Source organism: Streptomyces sp. NPDC006516, assembly GCF_040611875.1.
GTDB lineage: Bacteria > Actinomycetota > Actinomycetes > Streptomycetales > Streptomycetaceae > Streptomyces.
Genome location: NZ_JBEXPD010000004.1, coordinates 416,088 through 435,734, shown reverse-complemented (window position 1 = coordinate 435,734; position 19,647 = coordinate 416,088). Strand labels below are relative to the sequence as shown.

22 protein-coding genes are annotated in these 19,647 nt (G+C 72.0%); 17 read left to right on the top strand and 5 right to left on the bottom strand.

What is annotated here, in order from left to right; all coding sequences use genetic code 11:
* Positions 1–92 precede the first annotated feature (92 nt).
* The 11 genes from ald (at position 93) to ABZY45_RS16290 (ending at position 10,833) form a co-directional block, all read left to right on the top strand.
* On the top strand, positions 93–1,208 hold the full coding sequence (gene ald, locus ABZY45_RS16340; protein ID WP_356740457.1) for an alanine dehydrogenase: 1,116 nt from the start codon (positions 93–95) through the stop codon (positions 1,206–1,208).
* 358 nt (positions 1,209–1,566) lie between these two features.
* Positions 1,567–2,685: a ParA family protein gene (locus ABZY45_RS16335; protein ID WP_073751114.1), complete on the top strand. Its 1,119-nt coding sequence runs from the start codon at positions 1,567–1,569 to the stop codon at positions 2,683–2,685.
* On the top strand, positions 2,682–3,260 hold the full coding sequence (locus ABZY45_RS16330) for a hypothetical protein (RefSeq protein WP_356740455.1): 579 nt from the start codon (positions 2,682–2,684) through the stop codon (positions 3,258–3,260). Before ABZY45_RS16335 ends, ABZY45_RS16330 begins: the two co-directional genes overlap by 4 nt.
* Positions 3,261–3,364: 104 nt before the next feature.
* Complete coding sequence (locus ABZY45_RS16325) at positions 3,365–4,639, top strand: segregation/condensation protein A (RefSeq protein ID WP_356740396.1); 1,275 nt, start codon at positions 3,365–3,367, stop codon at positions 4,637–4,639.
* Positions 4,636–5,286 carry an SMC-Scp complex subunit ScpB gene (gene scpB, locus ABZY45_RS16320; RefSeq protein WP_356740394.1) on the top strand — a complete coding sequence of 217 codons (651 nt, stop codon included), beginning with the start codon at positions 4,636–4,638 and terminating at the stop codon, positions 5,284–5,286. Before ABZY45_RS16325 ends, scpB begins: the two co-directional genes overlap by 4 nt.
* A complete protein-coding gene (locus ABZY45_RS16315) occupies positions 5,286–6,410 on the top strand; it encodes a pseudouridine synthase (RefSeq protein WP_356740392.1) in 1,125 nt (374 codons plus the stop codon). The genes scpB and ABZY45_RS16315 overlap by 1 nt, the downstream gene beginning before the upstream one ends.
* Positions 6,411–6,543: 133 nt before the next feature.
* Positions 6,544–7,203, top strand: coding sequence for a nicotinamide riboside transporter PnuC (pnuC, locus tag ABZY45_RS16310; RefSeq protein WP_356740390.1), 660 nt, complete (start codon positions 6,544–6,546; stop codon positions 7,201–7,203).
* On the top strand, positions 7,200–8,279 hold the full coding sequence (locus tag ABZY45_RS16305) for an AAA family ATPase (RefSeq protein WP_356740388.1): 1,080 nt from the start codon (positions 7,200–7,202) through the stop codon (positions 8,277–8,279). Before pnuC ends, ABZY45_RS16305 begins: the two co-directional genes overlap by 4 nt.
* Positions 8,276–9,019 carry an NUDIX domain-containing protein gene (locus ABZY45_RS16300; protein WP_356740386.1) on the top strand — a complete coding sequence of 248 codons (744 nt, stop codon included), beginning with the start codon at positions 8,276–8,278 and terminating at the stop codon, positions 9,017–9,019. The genes ABZY45_RS16305 and ABZY45_RS16300 overlap by 4 nt, the downstream gene beginning before the upstream one ends.
* Positions 9,016–10,038, top strand: a complete 1,023-nt coding sequence (locus ABZY45_RS16295) for an ADP-ribosylglycohydrolase family protein (RefSeq protein ID WP_356740384.1) — start codon at positions 9,016–9,018, stop codon at positions 10,036–10,038. Before ABZY45_RS16300 ends, ABZY45_RS16295 begins: the two co-directional genes overlap by 4 nt.
* Before the next feature lie 3 nt (positions 10,039–10,041).
* Positions 10,042–10,833 (top strand): nucleotidyltransferase domain-containing protein, encoded by a 792-nt coding sequence (locus tag ABZY45_RS16290; protein ID WP_356740382.1) that lies wholly within the window; start codon positions 10,042–10,044, stop codon positions 10,831–10,833.
* Positions 10,834–10,851: 18 nt separating this feature from the next.
* Here the strand turns inward: ABZY45_RS16290 and ABZY45_RS16285 are convergent, their stop codons facing one another.
* The gene (locus ABZY45_RS16285; RefSeq protein WP_356740380.1) at positions 10,852–11,418 is read right to left on the bottom strand and encodes an XRE family transcriptional regulator; all 567 of its coding nucleotides are present in this window, start codon (positions 11,416–11,418) and stop codon (positions 10,852–10,854) included.
* Positions 11,419–11,465: 47 nt separating this feature from the next.
* Here ABZY45_RS16285 and ABZY45_RS16280 point away from each other — a divergent pair, with 47 nt between their 5' ends.
* Positions 11,466–12,434 carry a class I SAM-dependent methyltransferase gene (locus ABZY45_RS16280; RefSeq protein ID WP_356740378.1) on the top strand — a complete coding sequence of 323 codons (969 nt, stop codon included), beginning with the start codon at positions 11,466–11,468 and terminating at the stop codon, positions 12,432–12,434.
* A 1-nt stretch (position 12,435) separates the two neighbouring features.
* On the opposite strand, the gene ABZY45_RS16275 is transcribed toward ABZY45_RS16280, so the two are convergent.
* Entirely contained in the window at positions 12,436–13,125 is a 690-nt protein-coding gene (locus ABZY45_RS16275; protein WP_356740376.1) for a nucleotidyltransferase domain-containing protein, read from the bottom strand.
* A gap of 44 nt (positions 13,126–13,169) precedes the next feature.
* The gene (locus ABZY45_RS16270; RefSeq protein WP_356740374.1) at positions 13,170–13,583 is read right to left on the bottom strand and encodes a Rieske (2Fe-2S) protein; all 414 of its coding nucleotides are present in this window, start codon (positions 13,581–13,583) and stop codon (positions 13,170–13,172) included.
* Between the two features lie 249 nt (positions 13,584–13,832).
* On the opposite strand from ABZY45_RS16270, the gene aroH reads away from it, so the two are divergent.
* The 5 genes from aroH to der all read left to right on the top strand — a co-directional run bounded on the left by aroH (position 13,833) and on the right by der (position 18,296).
* Positions 13,833–14,195 (top strand): chorismate mutase, encoded by a 363-nt coding sequence (gene aroH, locus ABZY45_RS16265; protein WP_356740372.1) that lies wholly within the window; start codon positions 13,833–13,835, stop codon positions 14,193–14,195.
* On the top strand, positions 14,192–15,277 hold the full coding sequence (locus ABZY45_RS16260) for a prephenate dehydrogenase (RefSeq protein WP_356740370.1): 1,086 nt from the start codon (positions 14,192–14,194) through the stop codon (positions 15,275–15,277). The genes aroH and ABZY45_RS16260 overlap by 4 nt, the downstream gene beginning before the upstream one ends.
* Before the next feature lie 111 nt (positions 15,278–15,388).
* The gene (gene cmk, locus ABZY45_RS16255) at positions 15,389–16,105 is read left to right on the top strand and encodes a (d)CMP kinase (RefSeq protein WP_356740368.1); all 717 of its coding nucleotides are present in this window, start codon (positions 15,389–15,391) and stop codon (positions 16,103–16,105) included.
* Positions 16,102–16,770 carry a lysophospholipid acyltransferase family protein gene (locus tag ABZY45_RS16250; RefSeq protein WP_356740366.1) on the top strand — a complete coding sequence of 223 codons (669 nt, stop codon included), beginning with the start codon at positions 16,102–16,104 and terminating at the stop codon, positions 16,768–16,770. The genes cmk and ABZY45_RS16250 overlap by 4 nt, the downstream gene beginning before the upstream one ends.
* 56 nt (positions 16,771–16,826) lie before the next feature.
* Positions 16,827–18,296 (top strand): ribosome biogenesis GTPase Der, encoded by a 1,470-nt coding sequence (gene der, locus ABZY45_RS16245; protein ID WP_356740364.1) that lies wholly within the window; start codon positions 16,827–16,829, stop codon positions 18,294–18,296.
* 73 nt (positions 18,297–18,369) lie between these two features.
* Here the strand turns inward: der and ABZY45_RS16240 are convergent, their stop codons facing one another.
* Both ABZY45_RS16240 and ABZY45_RS16235 read right to left on the bottom strand, forming a co-directional pair.
* On the bottom strand, positions 18,370–18,675 hold the full coding sequence (locus ABZY45_RS16240; protein WP_356740362.1) for a hypothetical protein: 306 nt from the start codon (positions 18,673–18,675) through the stop codon (positions 18,370–18,372).
* A gap of 137 nt (positions 18,676–18,812) precedes the next feature.
* Entirely contained in the window at positions 18,813–19,595 is a 783-nt protein-coding gene (locus tag ABZY45_RS16235) for a hypothetical protein (protein WP_356740360.1), read from the bottom strand.
* Positions 19,596–19,647: the final 52 nt, after the last annotated feature.

The following is a 19,647-nucleotide window of genomic DNA, read 5'->3' as shown; positions in this document are numbered from 1 at the left end:
GCAGATCTCTGCGGTGTCTCCCCTTATGCTTGGTTCGTACGGGTATGACCCGTTACGCCCAGCCAGCCTCCGAGTCAAGGACCGTGATCGACGTGAAGGTCGGCATCCCCCGCGAAGTCAAGAACAACGAGTTCCGGGTGGCGATCACCCCTGCCGGAGTGCATGAGCTCGTACGCCACGGACATCAGGTCCTCGTCGAGCAGCACGCGGGGGAGGGGTCCTCCATCCCGGACACCGAGTACGTCGCCGCAGGCGCGCGGATCCTGCCCACCGCCGACGAGGTCTGGGCGGAGGCCGACCTCCTGCTGAAGGTCAAGGAGCCGGTCGCCGAGGAGTACCACCGCCTCCGCAAGGGGCAGACGCTCTTCACCTACCTCCACCTCGCCGCATCCCGCGAGTGCACGGACGCCCTGCTCGCGTCCGGCACGACCGCCATCGCGTACGAGACCGTCGAGACCGCGAACCGCGCGCTGCCGCTGCTCGCCCCCATGTCCGAGGTCGCCGGCCGCCTCGCCCCGCAGGTCGGCGCGTACCACCTGATGCGCTCGGTCGGCGGACGCGGTGTGCTGCCCGGCGGTGTCCCCGGTACCGGATCGGCCCGTGCCGTCGTCATCGGCGGCGGTGTCTCCGGCTGGAACGCCACGCAGATCGCCGTCGGGCTCGGCTTCCACGTCACGCTGCTCGACAAGGACATCAACAAGCTCCGCGAGGCCGACAGGATCTTCGGCACCCGGGTGCGGACGGTCGTCTCCAACGCGCTGGAACTCGAGAAGGCCGTCGTCGAGGCCGACCTCGTCGTGGGTGCCGTGCTGATCCCCGGCGCCAAGGCGCCGAAGCTGGTCACCAACGAGCTGGTCGCCAAGATGAAGCCCGGAAGTGTTCTTGTCGACATTGCGATCGACCAGGGAGGGTGCTTCGAGGACTCGCACCCGACGACGCACGCCGAGCCGACCTTCACCGTCCACAACTCGGTCTTCTACTGTGTCGCGAACATGCCGGGCGCGGTGCCGAACACCTCCACCTACGCGCTCACGAACGCCACGCTGCCCTACATCCTGGAGCTGGCGAACCGTGGCTGGGCCGACGCCCTGCGCCGTGACGCCGCTCTGGCCAAGGGTCTCAACACCCATGACGGCCAGGTGGTTTACCGCGAGGTGGCCGAGGCGCACGGGCTCGACCACGTGGAACTGAGCACGCTCATCGGCTGAGCGGTCAACGCCTTCCGTCAACCTCATGCGTCCGGCCGGACCTTGCCCAGCAAGGTCCGGCCGGACGCATGAGGGGCCCCGGCGCAACTCGCCGGAGACGTAACCCTCTACCCTTTTTGCACCCCGGCGAAAGGTGCGCCTCGGGCGTCCCGCACCCTTGACAGCGGGGTGTTCGATTGCCGACACATCGGGCCGGGTCCGGCGGATTGTGTTGCTGCGAACCGGTGACACGCCATAGAGTCGCCAATCGTCGGCATGGTGCCACGCTGACCTATCGATAAGTTTCCTGGTCACATCCAAGGAGGTAAGACGACTTGTGAATGAGTCGACAATTACTCCCGGGGGTGGTCAACCAGGGATGCCTGCGCGGGGTCTGAGCCCGATCGGGCTCGAAGCTGTCGGCTCCGTCGCTGTCCGCACCTTCGCCACCCACCAGCACATGACGACAGCCCCCCAGATGATGGACGGCCTACACGTGAACGCCATGGCCGGCAACGAAAGTGGCCGAGAGACCGCCCACTTCGCCGACTTCGCCGAGGTGCCCGAGGGGCACTTCTACGACCCCGATGCCGAATACGAGCCCGATCCGGAGTACGCGGCCACCCTCGCGCCCGACGCCGCTCGCCAGCGCCGCGAGCGGATCGGCCCCACCGGCCGGCCGCTGCCGTACTTCCCGATTCCCGGTCCGCTGACCGATCACGGCCCCGCGAAGATCATCGCGATGTGCAACCAGAAGGGCGGCGTGGGCAAGACCACGTCGACCATCAACCTGGGTGCCGCGCTCGCCGAGTACGGCCGGCGCGTCCTGCTCGTGGACTTCGACCCGCAGGGAGCCCTGTCGGTCGGCCTCGGGGTCAACCCGATGGAGCTCGACCTCACCGTCTACAACCTGCTCATGGAGCGGGGCATGGCGGCGGACGAGGTCCTGCTGAAGACCGCCGTGCCCAACATGGACCTGCTCCCCAGCAACATCGACCTCTCGGCCGCCGAGGTGCAGCTGGTGAGCGAGGTGGCCCGGGAGTCGACGCTGCAGCGTGCCCTCAAGCCGCTGATGGCCGACTACGACTACATCGTGATCGACTGTCAGCCCTCGCTCGGTCTGCTCACCGTGAACGCCCTGACGGCGGCTCACAAGGTGATAGTCCCGCTCGAGTGCGAGTTCTTCGCGCTGCGCGGTGTGGCACTGCTCACCGAGACCATCGAGAAGGTCCAGGAGCGGCTCAACCCCGAGCTGGAACTGGACGGCATCCTCGCCACCATGTACGACTCCCGCACGGTGCACAGCCGTGAGGTGCTCGCGCGCGTCGTCGAGGCCTTCGACGACCACGTCTACCACACGGTCATCGGGCGTACGGTGCGCTTCCCGGAGACCACGGTCGCCGGTGAGCCCATCACCACGTACGCGTCCAACTCCGTCGGTGCCGCGGCCTATCGTCAGCTCGCCAGGGAGGTGCTCGCCCGGTGTCACGCCGAGTGAGTCTGCCGGGGGCCGACGAGTTGTTCCGCACCACCGGGGGCATGGGCCTGCAGGCCTCGTCCCCTGCCGAGAGGCGACGCAAGGCGAACGGCGAACCGCGGGTGCCCGCGCCGTCCGGGGCGAACGATCCGGCGGAGCAGGGCGGCACGGCCGGCGGCGGGGACCTGGCCACCGGGGCGTCCCGCGAGGAGCACTCCGCCGCGGACGCGGACAGCGGCGGCTCACGCAGTCGCGCCGAGGGGGAGGAGCGCGGTGCGCCCGCCCCGCCCCGTACGGCACCGGCACCGGCACAGGAGGCGGCCGCTCCCACCGTCCAGCCCCAGCGGGGGCGCGGGCAGGGGCGGGGAGCGAACCGGCGGCCGAGCGGCCGGGAGCGGCACGACGAGAAGATCACCGTCTACGTCTCCGCCGAGGAACTGATGGACCTCGAACACGCGCGGCTCGTGCTGCGCGGTGAGCACGGCCTGGCGGTCGACCGGGGGCGCATCGTCCGCGAGGCGGTCGCCGTGGTTCTCGCCGACCTGGAGTCGAGGGGCGACGCGAGCATCCTCGTGCGGAGGCTGCGGGGCCGCTGACCGGCGCCGCGCCGGTAGCCTGCCGGGGGAGGGACGCCGCCGAAGGGGCGGCCCCGCCCCAGGGCCACCGCCCGACTCCCCGCCGGACATCTGGACCCCAGCACATGCCGACAGCCGACGACCCGCCCCGCCCGACCCGCCGTGCTCTCGGCCGCGGGCCGGGGATACGGCCTGCGACGGCTCCCGCGGACCCCGTGGACTCTCCCGGCGGCCCGGCAGCGGCGCCTCGTGCGGCTCCTGCGGTTCCTGCGGCTCCTGGGGTTTCCGAGGTTCCTGTGGCGCCTGTGGTTCCGGCGGAGCCCGCAGCGGCCTCGGCGCCCCCTGAGGCGCCTGGAGCCCCGCACGGGCCGGAGAACGGGCCGGAGACGGCGGCAGACGCCCCGCAAGCCCTCCAGGGCCCCCTGGGGCCCGTCCAGAGCCCTCCGGGAGCGGGCGGGGGCACGCCCACGGCTGTACGGGCTCCAGCCCCGACAGAGACAGGCCCGGCAGAGTCGGCCCGCACAGAGACCGGCCCCTCCGGGACGGCCCCCGCGGAGACAGGCCCCGCCGGAACCGCCGCCGGAACCGGCGACGACCGCCGGTTCACCGTGCGTCTGGTCAACTTCGAGGGCCCCTTCGACCTGCTCCTCCAGCTGATCTCCAAGCACAAGCTCGACGTGACCGAAGTGGCGCTGTCGAAGGTCACCGACGAGTTCATGGCCCACATCCGCGCCATGGGCCCCGACTGGGACCTCGACCAGACCACCGAGTTCCTCGTCGTCGCCGCGACCCTCCTCGACCTGAAGGCCGCCAGGCTGCTCCCCACCGCCGAGGTGGAGGACGAGGCGGACCTCGCCCTCCTGGAGGCGCGGGACCTGCTCTTCGCGCGACTGCTCCAGTACCGCGCGTACAAGCGGATCGCGGAGATCTTCAGCGACCGCCTGGAGTCCGAGTCCCGTCGCCACCCCCGCACCGTGGGGCTGGAACCCCAGCACGCCGAGCTGCTGCCCGAGGTCGTGATCAGCATCGGCCCCGAGGGATTCGCCCGGCTAGCGGTGAAGGCGATGCAGCCCAGGCCGAAGCCGCAGGTGTACGTCGACCACATCCACGCCCCGCTGGTCAGCGTCCGCGAACAGGCCGAGATCGTCGTGGCCCGGCTGCGCGCGGAGGGTGAGATCAGCTTCGCGGACCTCACCGGCGACGCGGCGGACACCCTCACGGTCGTCGCCCGGTTCCTGGCGCTCCTGGAGCTCTACCGCGAGAAGGCGGTCGCGCTCGACCAGGAGGAGGCGCTCGGCGACCTCATGGTCCGCTGGGCCGGGGGAGAGGACGCCGAGCCCGTGGTCACGGACGAGTTCGACCAAGAGGTGCGCGAGCCGCAGGAGGAAGCACAGGCATGACGACGGACGACGACGGGCACGACGGCACGGTTGCCGGGCTCGACCTCAAGCCGGCGCTGGAGGCGGTCCTCATGGTCGTCGACGAGCCGGCCACCGAGGAGCACCTCGCCAAGGTCCTCCAGCGGCCCCGCAGAGCCGTGGCGGACGCCCTGCGTGCCCTCTCCGACGAGTACACCGTCCAGCGCCGCGGGTTCGACCTGAGGCTCGTCGCCGGGGGCTGGCGCTTCTACACCCGGCCGGAGTACGCGCCGGCGGTCGAGGGCTTCGTCCTGGACGGCCAGCACGCCCGGCTCACCCAGGCGGCGCTGGAGACCCTCGCGGTGGTCGCGTACCGCCAGCCGGTGAGCCGGTCGAGGGTCTCGGCGGTGCGCGGAGTGAACTGCGACGGCGTCATGCGGACCCTGCTCCAGAGGGGTCTGGTCGAGGAGGCGGGCGCGGAACCCGAAACAGGTGCGATCCTGTACAGGACGACGAACTACTTTCTGGAGCGCATGGGCCTGCGAGGCCTGGACGAGCTCCCGGAGCTCGCGCCCTTCCTCCCGGAGGCGGACGCGATCGAGGCTGAGACGCTAGAGGGTGTGCCGTCGTTCGATCCGGACGCACCGGACACCCCGGAAACTCACGCAGACGACAAGACGGAATTTTGATGCGAAGCAGTGGCAGCAACAACGGAAGCGGCAGCGGCAAGAGCGGCGGCAACCGGAACCCCCGGGGCGGCTCGGGCAGCTCCGGACGCCCCAGGGCCGCGGGCGGGCGTGACGACAAGCAGGAGCAGCGCCCCCGCCGTCCCCGTCCCGAGGAGCGCCGCTACGACGTGGGCTCCGACAAGCCGGGCGGCGACGGAGGCCCCCGCAAGGGCCGCGGCGCGGCGGCCCGCGGCGGCGCCAAGGGCGGCCCGAAGCCGGCCCAGAACGTGAGCAAGGGCGGTCGCCGCCAGGGCGCCCCGTCCCGCCCCCGGGAGCTCGACGCCAAGATCGAGCAGCGCAACCGCGACCGGTACGCCGAGAAGCCCGACATCAAGTTGCCCAAGACCCACCCGGGCGCCGAGCAGGAGGGCGAGCGGCTGCAGAAGATCCTCGCCCGGGCCGGCATGGGCTCGCGCCGCGCCTGCGAGGAGCTGATCGAGCAGGCCAGGGTCGAGGTCAACGGAGAGATCGTCCTCGAGCAGGGCATGCGCGTGGACCCGCAGAAGGACGAGATCAAGGTCGACGGCCTGACCGTCGCGACCCAGTCGTACCTCTTCTTCGCGCTGAACAAGCCCGCCGGTGTCGTCTCCACCATGGGTGACCCGGACGGCCGCCAGAACCTCGGTGACTACGTCACCAACCGCGAGACGCGGCTGTTCCACGTCGGACGCCTCGACACCGAGACCGAGGGCATCATCCTGCTCACCAACCACGGTGAGCTGGCCCACCGTCTGACGCACCCCAAGTACGGGGTGAAGAAGACCTACCTGGCCGCCATCCAGGGTCCGCTGCCGCGTGACCTCGGCAAGCGCCTCAAGGACGGCATCCAGCTGGAGGACGGCTACGCCCGCGCCGACCACTTCCGTGTCGTCGAGAACACCGGCAAGAACTACCTGGTCGAGGTCACCCTCCACGAGGGCCGCAAGCACATCGTCCGCCGGATGCTGGCCGAGGCCGGCTTCCCGGTCGAGCGTCTGGTGCGCACCTCCTTCGGGCCCATCCCGCTGGGTGACCAGAAGTCGGGCTGGCTGCGTCGCCTGACCAACACCGAGGTGGGCATGCTGATGCGCGAGGTCGGCCTGTAGTCCACGCCCCTCCCCGAACGGCCCGCGGCCGGTTCCTCGTCCAGTTTTCCGGACGGGAACCGGCCGCGGGCCTTTTGCCGTCGCGGTTTCTTCTTTATAGTCAGAGTGACCATTAAGAAGGAGGCGAGGCGCAGTGACGCTCGCGGACATACTCGATCCCCTGCAACAGCCCCTGGTGACCGTCCTCGACACCCCGGTCAGCTGGACCGAGGTGCTCGGCTTCGGCAGCGGCGCGCTGTGCGTCTGGCTCGTGGCCCGCCAGCACCTCGCCAACTGGCCGATCGGCATCGCGAACAACCTGTTCTTCATCCTGCTGTTCGCCCAGTCCGGTCTGTACGCCGACGCCGGCCTGCAGATCGTCTTCATCGCCCTCGCCGCGTACGGCTGGTGGACCTGGACCCACGGGGGTGGACCGGGTACATCCGTCCTGCCGGTGCGGAGCACGACCCGCACCGAATGGGCCTGGCTGCTCGCGGCGGGGGCGGCGGGGACACTCGGGCTCACGCTCCTGCTGTCCCGGGCCACGGACTCGACCGTGCCGTTCTGGGACGCCCTGACCACCTCGCTGTCGCTCATGGCGACGTACGGACAGTGCCGCAAGCGCGTCGAGTCCTGGTGGCTGTGGATCGCCGCCGACGTGGTCTACATCCCGCTCTACGCCTACAAGGAGCTCTACCTCACCTCCCTGCTGTACCTGGGCTTCCTCACGCTCTGCCTCATCGGGCTGCGCAACTGGAGCCGGTACCTCGAGCTCGAGCGAGGCCGCCGGGCCGCAGTGGTGGTGCCGGCGTGAAGCGTCACGGACACGGCCTCGTCCTCGGCAAGTTCTATCCGCCGCACGCAGGCCACCACCATCTCGTACGCACCGCCCGGGACCGCTGCGAGCGGCTCACCGTCCTGGTCTGCGCCGCGTCCGTCGAATCGGTCCCGCTCGCCGACCGGGTCGCCTGGATGCGTGAAGTGCACCCGGACGTACGGGTGGTGGGCGCCGTCGACGACATACCCATGGACCTCGCCGACCCCGCCGTCTGGGACGCGCACATGGCCGTCTTCACCGGAGCCGTGCCCGAACCCGTCGACGCCGTGTTCACCTCGGAGGAGTACGGCGACGAGCTGGCCCGGCGCTTCGGAGCCGAGTCCGTCCTCGTCGACCCCGGCCGCACCGTCTTCCCCGTCTCCGGCACGGCGGTCCGTGCCGATCCGGCCGGCTGCTGGGACTTCCTCGAACCGCCGGTGCGGGCGGCCCTCACCCGCCGGGTCGTCGTCCTCGGCGCCGAGTCCACCGGGACCACGACCCTGGCCCGCGCGCTGGCCGAGCACTACCGCGCGCGCGGCGGCGTGTGGGCCCGGACGGGGTACGTCGCCGAGTACGGCCGGGAGTTCAGCGAGGGGAAGCTCGCCTCCCTGCGCGCGCGCTGGCCCGGTGCCCAGTGGGAGGACGTCACCTTCACCACCGACGACTTCCCGCTCATCGCCGAGACCCAGAACGCGCGGGAGGACGCCGCCGCGCGGCTCGGCTCCCCGGTGCTCTTCTGCGACACCGACTCCTTCGCCACCACGGTCTGGCACGAGCGGTACATCGGCGGACGCAACCCGCTCGTCGAGAAGATCGCCGACCGCAACCGCCACCACCTGTGGTTGCTCACCGACCACGAGGGCGTCGCCTTCGAGGACGACGGGCTGCGGGACGGCGAGGAGCTGCGGCCCTGGATGACCGGCCGGTTCCGTGCCGAACTCACCCGCACCGGACGCGAGTTCATCGAGATCACCGGCAGTCGGCAGGAGCGTCTGGCCACCGCGGTCGCCGCCGTGGACGCACTCCTCGCCGCCGGGCCGCACTTCACCGCGCCCCTCCCGGAGCGCCGATGAGCACCGTCCCCGAGGGCTACGACCCGCATGCCTTCACCCCCTTCGCCGTCACCGTCGACCTGGCCGTGTTCACCGTGCGCGAAGGCCGGCTCCACGTCCTGCTCGTGACGCGTGGCGAGGAACCGTACAAAGGCCGCTGGGCGCTGCCCGGCGGATTCGTCCTGCCCCGCGAATCCGCCGAGGAGGCCGCGCGCCGCGAGCTCGCCGAGGAGACCGGCCTCACCCAGAACACGGTGTGCGGCTTCCACCTCGAACAGCTGCGCACCTACAGCGATCCGGACCGCGACCCCAGGATGCGGGTCGTCTCCGTCGCGTACGCCGCACTCGTCCCCGACCTGCCGGAACCGCGGGGCGGCGGGGACGCGGCGCACGCCCAGTGGTGGGAGGCGGGCGGCACGGAGCCGCTCGCCTTCGACCACGACCGCATCCTGGCCGACGCGCACGACCGGATCGGCGCCAGGCTGGAGTACTCCTGTCTGGCCACCGCGTTCTGCCCCGCCGAGTTCACGCTCGGGGAGCTCCAGCAGGTCTACGAGACCGTCTGGGGCGTCGAGCTCGACCGGCCCAACTTCAGGCGCAAGGTCCTCACCACGCCCGGCTTCGTCCAGGCCGTGGAAGGACCGCCGCGCCGCACCGGCGGACGGGGCAAACCGGCCGCCCTCTACAAGGCGGGTGCCGCTACCGCCCTGCACCCTCCACTGCTGCGCCCGGAAGGACGCCCGAAAGGACGGACGACATGATCCCGACGAGAACCCTCACCAAACAGGCCGCCACGGGCGCGCTGACCGGGCTGGCGCTCGGCGACGCGCTGGGCTTCCCCACCGAGTTCGACAACGTTCCGGCGATCCTCGCGAAGTGCGGACCGTGGCGGCAGATGCGGCTGCCCAAGCCCGCCTTCGTCACCGACGACACCCAGATGACGCTCGCGCTGGGACGCGGGATACGTACCGCGATGGACCGCGGGCTGCTCACCCCCCTGCGGCTGGTGCGACCCGTACGTGAGGAGTTCGTCGACTGGTACCACTCCCCGGACAACAACCGCGCCCCCGGCCGCACCTGCATGACCGCCTGCCGGCTGCTCGACAGCGAACGCCCCTGGCAGGAGGCGAGCCAGACCGGCTCGAAGGGCTGCGGCGCCAACATGCGGGTCGCACCCGTCGGCCTCGTACCCGGCCTCAGCGAGGAACAGCGCGCGGGGGCGGCCCAGCTCCAGGCCGCCCTCACCCACGGCCACCCCACCGCGCTCGCCGCGTCCGACCTGATGGCCCGCGCCGTCTTCCTGCTCGCGCAGGGATCCGAACCGATGGGCCTCGTGGGCCGGTTGCGCAGCTACGCGTACGAGAACGGAAGCCGCTACCACGAGCGCTGGCTGGGCGACCTGTGGCGCTACGCGGGCGCGTCCTCGCCCGAGGCGTACATCCGGCACGGCTGGGACGAGTGCCTCGTCGCCCTCGCCCGGGTCCAGGACGCCCTGCGTGACCCGTCCCCGGAGACCGACCCCTGCGAGGCCACCGGTGACGGCTGGATCGCGGAGGAGGCCCTCGCCACGGCCCTGCACTGCTTCCTGCTCTTCCCGGAGGAACCCGTCACCGCCCTGCGCCGCGCAGCCTGCACCGGAGGGGACTCCGACTCGCTGGGCTGCCTGACGGGCGCGCTGGCGGGAGCCCACCTCGGCGCGGGGGCGTGGCCCAAGGAGTGGTCGGAGCGCATCGAGTACCGCAGCGACCTGCTGTCGCTGGCCGCGCTCTGGGACGCTTGACCCATGCACACCGATACGGCGCTCCTCGCGCGGGCCGGGCTGCCGGTCACCGACCTGGCCCCGGTAATCGCCGAGGAGCCCTGCCCGATCCTGTTCGCCACCGTCTCGGGCGCGCACCTCTACGGCTTCCCCTCGCGCGACTCGGACGTGGACCTGCGGGGGGTCCACGTCCTGCCCGCCGAGGATCTCGTCGGGCTGCGGGAGCCGGAGGAGACACGTTCGCGGATGTGGGACCACGACGGGGCCGAGATGGACCTCGTCACCCACGACCTCCGCAAGTTCGTACGTCTCATGCTCAAGCCCAACGGCTACGTGCTGGAGCAGCTGCTGTCCCCGCTCGTCGTGCACACCACGGCCCCGCACGCGGAACTCGCGGCGCTGGCACCGGCGGTGGTGACCCGCAACCACGCGCACCACTACAGAGGGTTCGCCGGTACGCAGTGGCGGCTGTTCGAGAGGACCGGCGAGCTCAAGCCGCTCCTGTACACCTTCCGGGCGCTGCTCACCGGCATCCATCTGATGCGCACCGGCACGCTGGTGGCCCATCTGCCCACCCTGCTCGGCGAAGTGACGGCCCCGGCCTGCCTGCCCGAGCTGATCGACGCGAAGACGGAGGCCGAGCACGGGGCGGCGCACATGGTCGACGGCCCGTCTGCCGCGCGTGACGTCGAGTCGCTCCACGCCGTGCTCGACGAGGCGCAGGCCGCCTCACGGCTCGCGGAGAGACCCTCGGGGTTCGACGCCCTGCACGATCTCGTCGTCCGGGTGCGCCTGGGGGAGCGCGTCACGTCCTGACGGTGCCGGGCCGCCCTCTCACCCGCCTTCGCGCAGGTGGGAGCGGTGGCCCTCGCGGTCGAAGATTCCGAGGACCTCGGCCGGGCCGCCGACCGCGCCCAGCGCGTGCGGAAGCATCGTGGTGAACTCCGCCGCCTGGCCCTCCTCCACGCGCAGCCGCCGGTCGCCCAGCAGCAGCACGACCGTGCCCGAAAGCACCGTGAACCACTCCCGCCCGGGGTGCGCCTTAAGCGCCGACGGTCCCTCCGGCGGCGGGCCGGTCAGTCGCATCCGGGCCACGGTGACCCCGGGTTCGCCGCGCATCGCCCACTGCGTCAGACCGCGCGCCGGGATGAGGGTGGGGTTCGTCACCACGTCGTCGGGCGCCGACTCGACGAGCTGGTCGAGCGAGGTGCCGAGGGCCCGGGCGATCGCGGTGAGCTGGTCCAGCGCGATCCTGCGATGGCCGGTCTCGATCCGGCTCAGTGTGGAAGGGCTGAGGTGGCAGCGGGCTGCGAGGTCGTCGAGCGACCAGCCGTGCGCGGCCCGCAGGGCGCGGACCCGTTTGCGTACGAGGCTGTCGAGGTCACTGCCTTCTTGCGTCATGGGCAAGACGGTATGCGCTGGAAGCAACACTTCGTAAGCTCGGTCGCATGACTCGCACCCCTTCCCACCCTCACGCCCCGGGACAGCACGGCGCCGCCCCGCACGCCCACGGCGCACAGCACGGCCACGACGAGCACCACGGTCACGGCCACGGCGACCACCACGATCACGGCCACGATCACGGGACCTCCGGCGCACAGGACGCCCTCGCCGCAGTGCTCGATCTCGACGCGGAGCTGTTCGCCCCGTACCTCACCTCGGTGACCGCCCGGGTCGCCGACGCGGCGGGGCCCGGGGTCGCCCACGTCGTGGACCTCGGCGCGGGCACCGGAACCGGCACCTTCGCGCTGCTGGAGCGGTTTCCCGGCGCCCGGGTGACCGCCGTCGACAACTCCCCGGAGATGCTGGCCCTGATCGAGGAGACCGCCCGTGCCAAGGGCCTGGGCGACCGGGTGCGCACCCTGGAGACGGACGCCGGTGCCGGGCTCGCCGGCATCGAGGACGCGGACCTCGTCTGGGCCTCGGCCTCCCTGCACCACGTGGACGACCCCGCCGCGGCGCTCGCGGGGGTCCGCGCCGCGCTGCGCCCCGGCGGCGTGCTGGCCGTCGCCGAGATGGACGGGATGCCACGTTTCCTGCCCGAGGACGCGGCGCCCGGCCGCCCGGGACTGGAGGCGCGCTGCCGTGAGGCGCTGGACGGGCTGCACGCGCGACAGGTGCCGCACCTGGGCGCAGACTGGGGCGCCCTGCTGGCCGCCGCCGGCCTCACGGTCGAGCAGGAGCACATGGAGCCGCTGGAGGTGCGGGCCCCGCTTCCGCCCTCCGCAGGCCGGTACGCCCACGTCGTGCTCGGCCGCATCCGCGGGGCACTCGACGGCGTGGCCGAGCCCGCGGACCTCGCCGCGCTCGGCGCCCTCCTCGACGGCGGCCCGCAGGACGTGCGCCACCGCGACGACCTCGTCGTCCGCTCCACGCGCCGGCTCTGGCTGGCCCGCCGCCCGGCGGACGCGGGCTGACCTACCCCGCCGACGCCCTCCGGGTGCGGACCAGGAAGGCCTCCACGCGCTCCCGGTCCGGCTCCGGAGGCAGCGGGGAGCGGGTGACGGCCCGGTCGCTCTCGTCCGCCAGCCGCGCCATCGCGCGCTCCACCTCGTCCCACGGGACCTCGCCCCGTTTCACCGCCAGCAGACCCTCCCGCCGGTCGCCCACGTCGATCACCAGCTCGCCCGTACGCAGCAGGTCCCGGCAGCTCTCCAGCAGCCGCAGCAGGTGCATAGCGTGCTTCCAGCGCGGCTCGCCGTGGAGGCGGACATCCGCCTCCAGCTTCCGCCGCTGGCCCAGCGCGTAGCGCACGAACGTGGTGTGGGCCTGACGTGACAGGAAGGCCGCGCGCAGAGCGACGAGCTCACGGCCCGAGGCGTCGGCGTGCTCCACCAGCGGCGAGTGCAGGCACTCCAGCACATTGGGATTCGCCCGCAGCGCGAGCTCGCAGAAGCGTTCCAGCTCCCAGGAGAACTGCTCGTCCGCAGGCCCCTCGACATGGGTCGGGGGTTTGGCGAAGCCCCAGAAGAGCGGTGTGGGCGCGAGGAAGACTCCGCGTCGGTCCGTATCGCTGTCCTCGGTGGCCAGCCCGAAGGCACGGGAGCCCATCACGCACGAGTACACGGTGTGGTCCCGCACGAGCCGTGCGCCGTCAGGGGTGATCATCCCGGTGAGCGTACGCGGGCGGGGTGAGCGCCGGGAAAGGGATTTCAGGCCTGGCGGATGACGTCCCCGTCGACCGTGATCCGCTCGGCGGGCAGCGGGCGGGTGGCCGGACCCTCCTCCACCGCTCCGTCCCCGATGCTGAACCGGCTGCCGTGGCACGCGCAGTTGATGGTGCCGTCGCCGACGGACGCGACGATGCAGCCCGCATGGGTGCACACCGCGGAGAAGGCCCTGAACTCGCCTTCGGCAGGCTGGGTCACCACGATCTTCCGGTCCTTGAAGATCGTGCCGCCACCGGCCGGGACCTCGGAGGTCCTGGCCAGCTCCGCGCCGGCGGAGGCCGATGCGGAGCTCTCGTCGCTCCCGTCCCCCTCGCCGTCCGACGAGCCACAGCCGGCCGCCAGTGCCGCGGCTCCGGCGGCCCCCGCGGTCAGGACCGCCCTTCGTCGTGCGTTCATGGCTCTCCTCGCGTGGTGGTCGCTCAGAGGCATCGTGACGCCGCCGGCCGCCCCGGCGAAGCAACCGCGCCCAAGGATCGGGACCGGCCCCCTCCGGACACCCCGCGTGGGCGCAGGGAGGGCTCCACGCTGCCGGGCGGGCGCGCCCGCGCCGACGTCGTGTCTCACGGACAGAGCAGGGGCGACCACCTGCCCACGCGCCCCTCTAGGCTGAGAAGGCACGCAGCACGAGGCGACGAGAGGTACGACGTGGCGGTACGAGCGGTCCGTGGAGCTGTCCAGCTGGAGCGGGACGAGGCCGGACACATGGACGAGCGGGTGAGCGAACTCCTCACCGCGGTCCTGGAGCGCAATCAGCTCGTCGCCGACGACCTGATCAGCGTCTGGTTCACGGCCACCCCCGATCTGCACAGCGACTTCCCCGCGGCCGCCGCCCGGGGCCTCGGTATCGTCGACGTGCCGCTGATCTGCGCCCAGGAGCTCGACATCACCGGGGCCATGCCCCGCGTGGTCCGCGTCCTGGCCCACGTGGAGACGTATCTCTCCAAGTCCGAGATCAGTCACGTCTACCTCGGCGCCACCGGTGCCCTGCGCAAGGACATCGCCCAGTGAGAACAGCCCTCGTCATCGGAACCGGCCTGGTCGGGACCTCCGCCGCCCTCGCCCTCGCGGGGCGCGGCGTCCAGGTGCACCTCGTCGACCGCGACCCGTCGTCGGCACACACCGCCGCCGCGCTCGGCGCCGGCACGGCCGAGGCCCCCGAAGGACCCGTCGACCTGGCGATCGTGGCCGTGCCGCCGGCCCACACCGCATCCGTGCTCGCCACGGCCGTGCGGGACGGGATCGCCCGCGCCTACCTCGACGTCGCCAGCGTCAAGGGCGGCCCGCGCCGCGAGCTGGAGGCGCTCGGCGTCGACCTCACGCCGTACATCGGCACGCACCCCATGGCCGGGAAGGAGCGCTCCGGTCCCCTCGCCGCCACCGCCGACCTCTTCGAGGGACGGCCCTGGGTCCTCACCCCGACCCGGGAGACCGACACCGAGGTCCTCAACCTCGCCCTGGAGCTCGTCGCGCTCTGCCGCGCCGTCCCGGTGGTCATGGACGCCGACGCCCACGACCGGGCTGTCGCCCTGGTCTCCCACACCCCGCAGCTGATCTCCTCCATGGTGGCGGCCCGGCTGGAGGAGGCCGACGAGACCGCCGTGCGCCTGTGCGGACAGGGGATCAGGGACGTCACCCGCATCGCCGCGTCCGACCCCCGGATGTGGGTGGAGATCCTCTCCGCCAACCCCGGCCCCGTCGCCGACGTGCTGGCGGGCGTCGCCGCCGACCTGGACGAGACGGTACGGGCGCTCCGCGGCCTGCAGTCCGCCGACGAGGACAAGCGCCGCACGGGCACCGAAGGCATCGAGGACGTCCTGCGCCGCGGCAACGCGGGCCGCGTCAGGGTGCCCGGCAAGCACGGGGCGGCCCCGGCGGCGTACGAGGTCGTGGCCGTGCTCATCAGCGACCGGCCGGGCGAGCTGGCGGGGATCTTCGCCGACGCCGGGCGGGCCGGGGTGAACATCGAGGACGTCCGCATCGAGCACGCCACCGGCCAGCAGGCCGGGCTCGTGCAGCTGATGGTCGAGCCGAGCGCCGCACCCGGGCTGAGCGCGTCCCTCAAGGAACGCGGCTGGTCGATCCGCCCGTAGCGGCGGCCGGGGGCGGCCCGGGACAGGGGTACAAAGGCGCTTCGCGCAATCGGTAACCTTGGGGGAGGCCGTTGTGTGGCCCCGCTCCGCCCGCCCCCGTGTACCAGGAAGGTGTCCACCACCGTGGAAACCGTAAGCGCCGCCGCCCGGACCGCTCCGGCCGCAGTGATCGTCGCCATCGACGGCCCCTCCGGCACGGGCAAGTCGAGCACCTCCAAGGCCGTCGCCGCCCAGCTCGGCCTGAGCTACCTGGACACCGGCGCCCAGTACCGCGCGATCACCTGGTGGATGCTGAACAACGGCATCGACGTGGAGAACCCGGCGGAGATCGCCACGGCCGCCGCCAAGCCGGTCATCGTCTCCGGTACGGACCCGTCGGCCCCGACGATCACGGTCGACGGTGAGGACGCCTCCGGCCCGATCCGTACCCAGGAGGTCACCTCCAAGGTCAGCGCCGTCAGCGCCGTCCCCGAGGTGCGCACCCGGATCACCGAGCTGCAGCGCTCCATCGCCGCCGAGGCCGAGCGGGGCATCGTCGTCGAGGGCCGGGACATCGGCACCACCGTGCTGCCGGACGCCGACATCAAGATCTTCCTGACCGCCTCCCCCGAGGCGCGCGCCGCGCGCCGCAGTGGTGAGGTCAAGGGCTCCGATCTCGCCGCCACCAAGGAGGCGCTGATCAAGCGCGACGCGGCCGACTCCGGACGCAAGACCTCGCCGCTGGCCAAGGCCGGTGACGCCGTCGAGGTGGACACCACCGAGCTGACCCTCACGCAGGTCATCGAGTGCGTCGTCACCCTCGTCGGGGAGAAGCAGGCCGCGAAGTGACCGAAGCCACCGCCGCGCCCACGCTGCGCGGAGCGGCCGTCGGGCGCGGAATCGGCATCGGGCTCATGTACGGGCTGTTCAGGCCCCGCGTGCTCGGCGCGTGGCGGGTCCCGGCGTCGGGACCCGTCATACTCGCCGTGAACCACGCGCACAACATCGACGGGCCGATGCTGATGGGCACCGCGCCCCGGCCCGTCCACTTCCTCATCAAGAAGGAGGCGTTCGTCGGCCCCCTCGACCCGTTCCTGCGCGGAATCGGGCAGCTGAAGGTGGACCGTACGACCGTCGACCGCACCGCCATCACGCAGGCACTCGGCGTGCTGGGGAACGGCGGGGCCCTCGGGATCTTCCCCGAGGGCACGAGGGGCGAGGGAGACTTCGCCTCGCTGCGTGCGGGGCTCGCGTACTTCGCCGTACGCGGCGGGGCGCCGATCGTCCCCGTCGCGGTCCTGGGAAGCACCGAGCGGCGCGGACGGTTGATATCAGCACTGCCTCCGCTGCGCAGCCGGGTGGACGTCGTCTTCGGCGACGCCTTCCAGGCGGGTGACGGCAGTGGCCGGCGGACCAGGAAGGCGCTGGACGAGGCGACACTGCTGATCCAGGGCAGGCTGACCGCGCACCTGGAAGACGCCAGGCGCCTCACCGGGCGCCCGGTCAAGACCTGAGTAGTGGGCCGCGCGATCGTGGCCCATCGATGATGATGCAAAGAGGAACGGACTTCATGAACGACCAGATTCACTCCGACGGCTCGGACCACGAGCACGGAGCACTTGGCGACGCCGAGTACGCGGAGTTCATGGAGCTCGCCGCGCAGGAGGGGTTCGACCCCGAGGACGTCGAGGGCGCGATCGGTGAGGCCGGTCACGGACCGCTCCCCGTGCTCGCCGTCGTCGGCCGCCCGAATGTCGGCAAGTCGACCCTGGTGAACCGGATCATCGGCCGTCGCGAGGCCGTCGTCCAGGACAAGCCGGGCGTCACCCGTGACCGTGTCAGCTACGAGGCCGAGTGGGCCGGGCGCCGCTTCAAGGTCGTCGACACCGGCGGCTGGGAGCAGGACGTACTGGGGCTCGACGCCTCCGTCGCCGCCCAGGCCGAGTACGCCATCGAGACGGCCGACGCGGTCGTCTTCGTGGTCGACGCCACCGTCGGCGCCACCGACACCGACGAGGCGGTCGTCAAGCTGCTGCGCCGGGCAGGCAAGCCCGTCGTCCTGTGCGCCAACAAGGTCGACGGGCAGAGCGGCGAGGCCGACGCCACCGCGCTCTGGTCGCTGGGCCTCGGGCAGCCGCACCCGGTCTCCTCGCTGCACGGCCGTGGCACCGGCGACATGCTCGACGCCGTGCTGGAGGCCCTGCCCGAGGCCCCCGCGCAGACGTTCGGCACCGCGCTCGGCGGCCCGCGCCGCATCGCGCTCATCGGCCGTCCCAACGTCGGCAAGTCCTCCCTGCTGAACAAGGTCGCCGGCGAGGACCGCGTCGTCGTCAACGCCCTGGCCGGCACCACCCGCGACCCGGTCGACGAACTGATCCAGCTCGGCGGGACCACCTGGAAGTTCATCGACACGGCGGGCATCCGGCGCAAGGTCCACCTCCAGGAGGGCGCGGACTACTACGCCTCGCTGCGTACCGCCGCCGCCGTCGAGAAGGCGGAGGTCGCCGTCATCCTGATCGACGCGAGCGAGTCGATCAGCGTGCAGGACCAGCGCATCGTCACCATGGCGGTGGAGGCCGGCCGCGCCGTCGTCGTCGCCTTCAACAAGTGGGACACCCTCGACGAGGAGCGCCGTTACTACCTCGAGCGCGAGATCGAGACGGAGCTCGCCCAGATCGCCTGGGCCCCGCGCGTCAACGTCTCGGCGGTCACCGGCCGGCACATGGAGAAGCTCGTCCCGGCGATCGAGACCGCGATCGAGGGCTGGGAGACCCGCGTCCCCACCGGCAGGCTCAACGCCTTCCTCGGTGAGATCGTCGCCTCCCACCCCCACCCCGTGCGTGGCGGCAAGCAGCCCCGCATCCTCTTCGGCACGCAGGCGGGCACCAAGCCCCCGCGGTTCGTGCTCTTCGCGTCCGGCTTCCTGGAGCACGGCTACCGGCGCTTCGTCGAGCGCCGTCTGCGCGAGGAGTTCGGCTTCGAGGGCACGCCGCTGCACATCTCGGTGCGGGTGCGTGAGAAGCGCGGCCGCAAGAAGTGACCTGAAAGCCCTTACGGCGAAGCCCCGGACCACCCCGCTCAGGCGGGGTGGTCCGGGGCTTCGCCGTAGACCCTCAGGTGTCCGTCGGCCCGGGAGGCAGCGCCGCCGGCCTGGCTCGTCCGGCATGCCGTCCGACCCGCTGCCAGGAACCGGGGTTGCCCCCCGACGCGCTGTTGCTGCCCTGGGCGTTCGCCGCCGTGCGGCCGCTCAGAGGTGCACGGCTGCCGAACATCCCGATACCGAACGTCCTGAAGCCGAGATTCTCCTCGCCGGTGCGATCGCCCGGAAGCGCCCGGAACGATCGGCGGTACTCGGCGTACAGCGCGTCGTAGATCGGGGTGGCGGACCTGCCGCCCGACGGGTCCCGTGAGGGGCGCATGGCCGGGATCGGGGTCTGCTGCTGGCGAGAAGGGTCGTATGAGTGCACGTAGGTGCCAACGACCTCGCCGCCCGTCGGATGCGGGCCGGACGGAGAAAACGATGTCCGGCGGGCGGGGGAGTGCGCAGCCGGCACGGTCAGGTCCCGGCCAGCGGCATCGTGGCGGCGACCAGCAGACCGTTCACCGCGGCCTTGTCCAGCGCGTCACGGAGCAGGTCTTCACGCGGCTGCTGGCCGATGGAACCCGCGGGCGCGGCGAAGACAAGCACGCTCTGCGACTTGTTCGCCGCCGTACGCCAGCCCTCCGTGACCTGGAGCGGCTGGTGAGCCTGCCACCAGGCGACCGGGCTGCCGCCGCCGGCACCGGGCTGGAGCACCGCGTGCAGCTGGCCCATGGCCAGCAGGACGGACCAGCCGGGAAGCACGCCGGGCAGCCGGTTCAGATGCGGCGTGGGCTGGAAGCCCTGCTCCAGCAGCAGCTGGAGGAACTGGTCCCCGCCGCTGCCGTCCGTGCCGGGCCGGGCGATCGGCCCGGTCGGTTCGACGACCAGGGCCGGGCGCAGATCGTCCTCGATCAGGACGAGACCGCTGGTGATGCCGAGAACAGCCTGTTCGGGCATGAGGCCCTCCGGATTCTCCGGCTCGCTGCCGGTGATGGACCGCACGGCGCCCTGGAGCTGGTCCTCCGCGACCTGGACGACCTGCGAGGGGATGCAGGTCGCGTGGGCGAAGGCGAGCACGGCTGTCTCCTCGCCCACGAACAGCACCGTGCTGGTGCGTTCCTGGTCGGAGTCGCCGGGCGTGCGGCAGGAGGTGCAGTCGTAACTGCCTGGGGCGCTGTCGCCGACGAGCAGCCGGTCGGCTTCGGCGTCGCCGATCTCGGCGCGTACGTCCTGGCTGACGTCGAGCATGCGCGGCACGGGTGGCTCCTCGAACTCGGTGCGTGTGCCGGGCGGTTCCCGGCTCATGAAG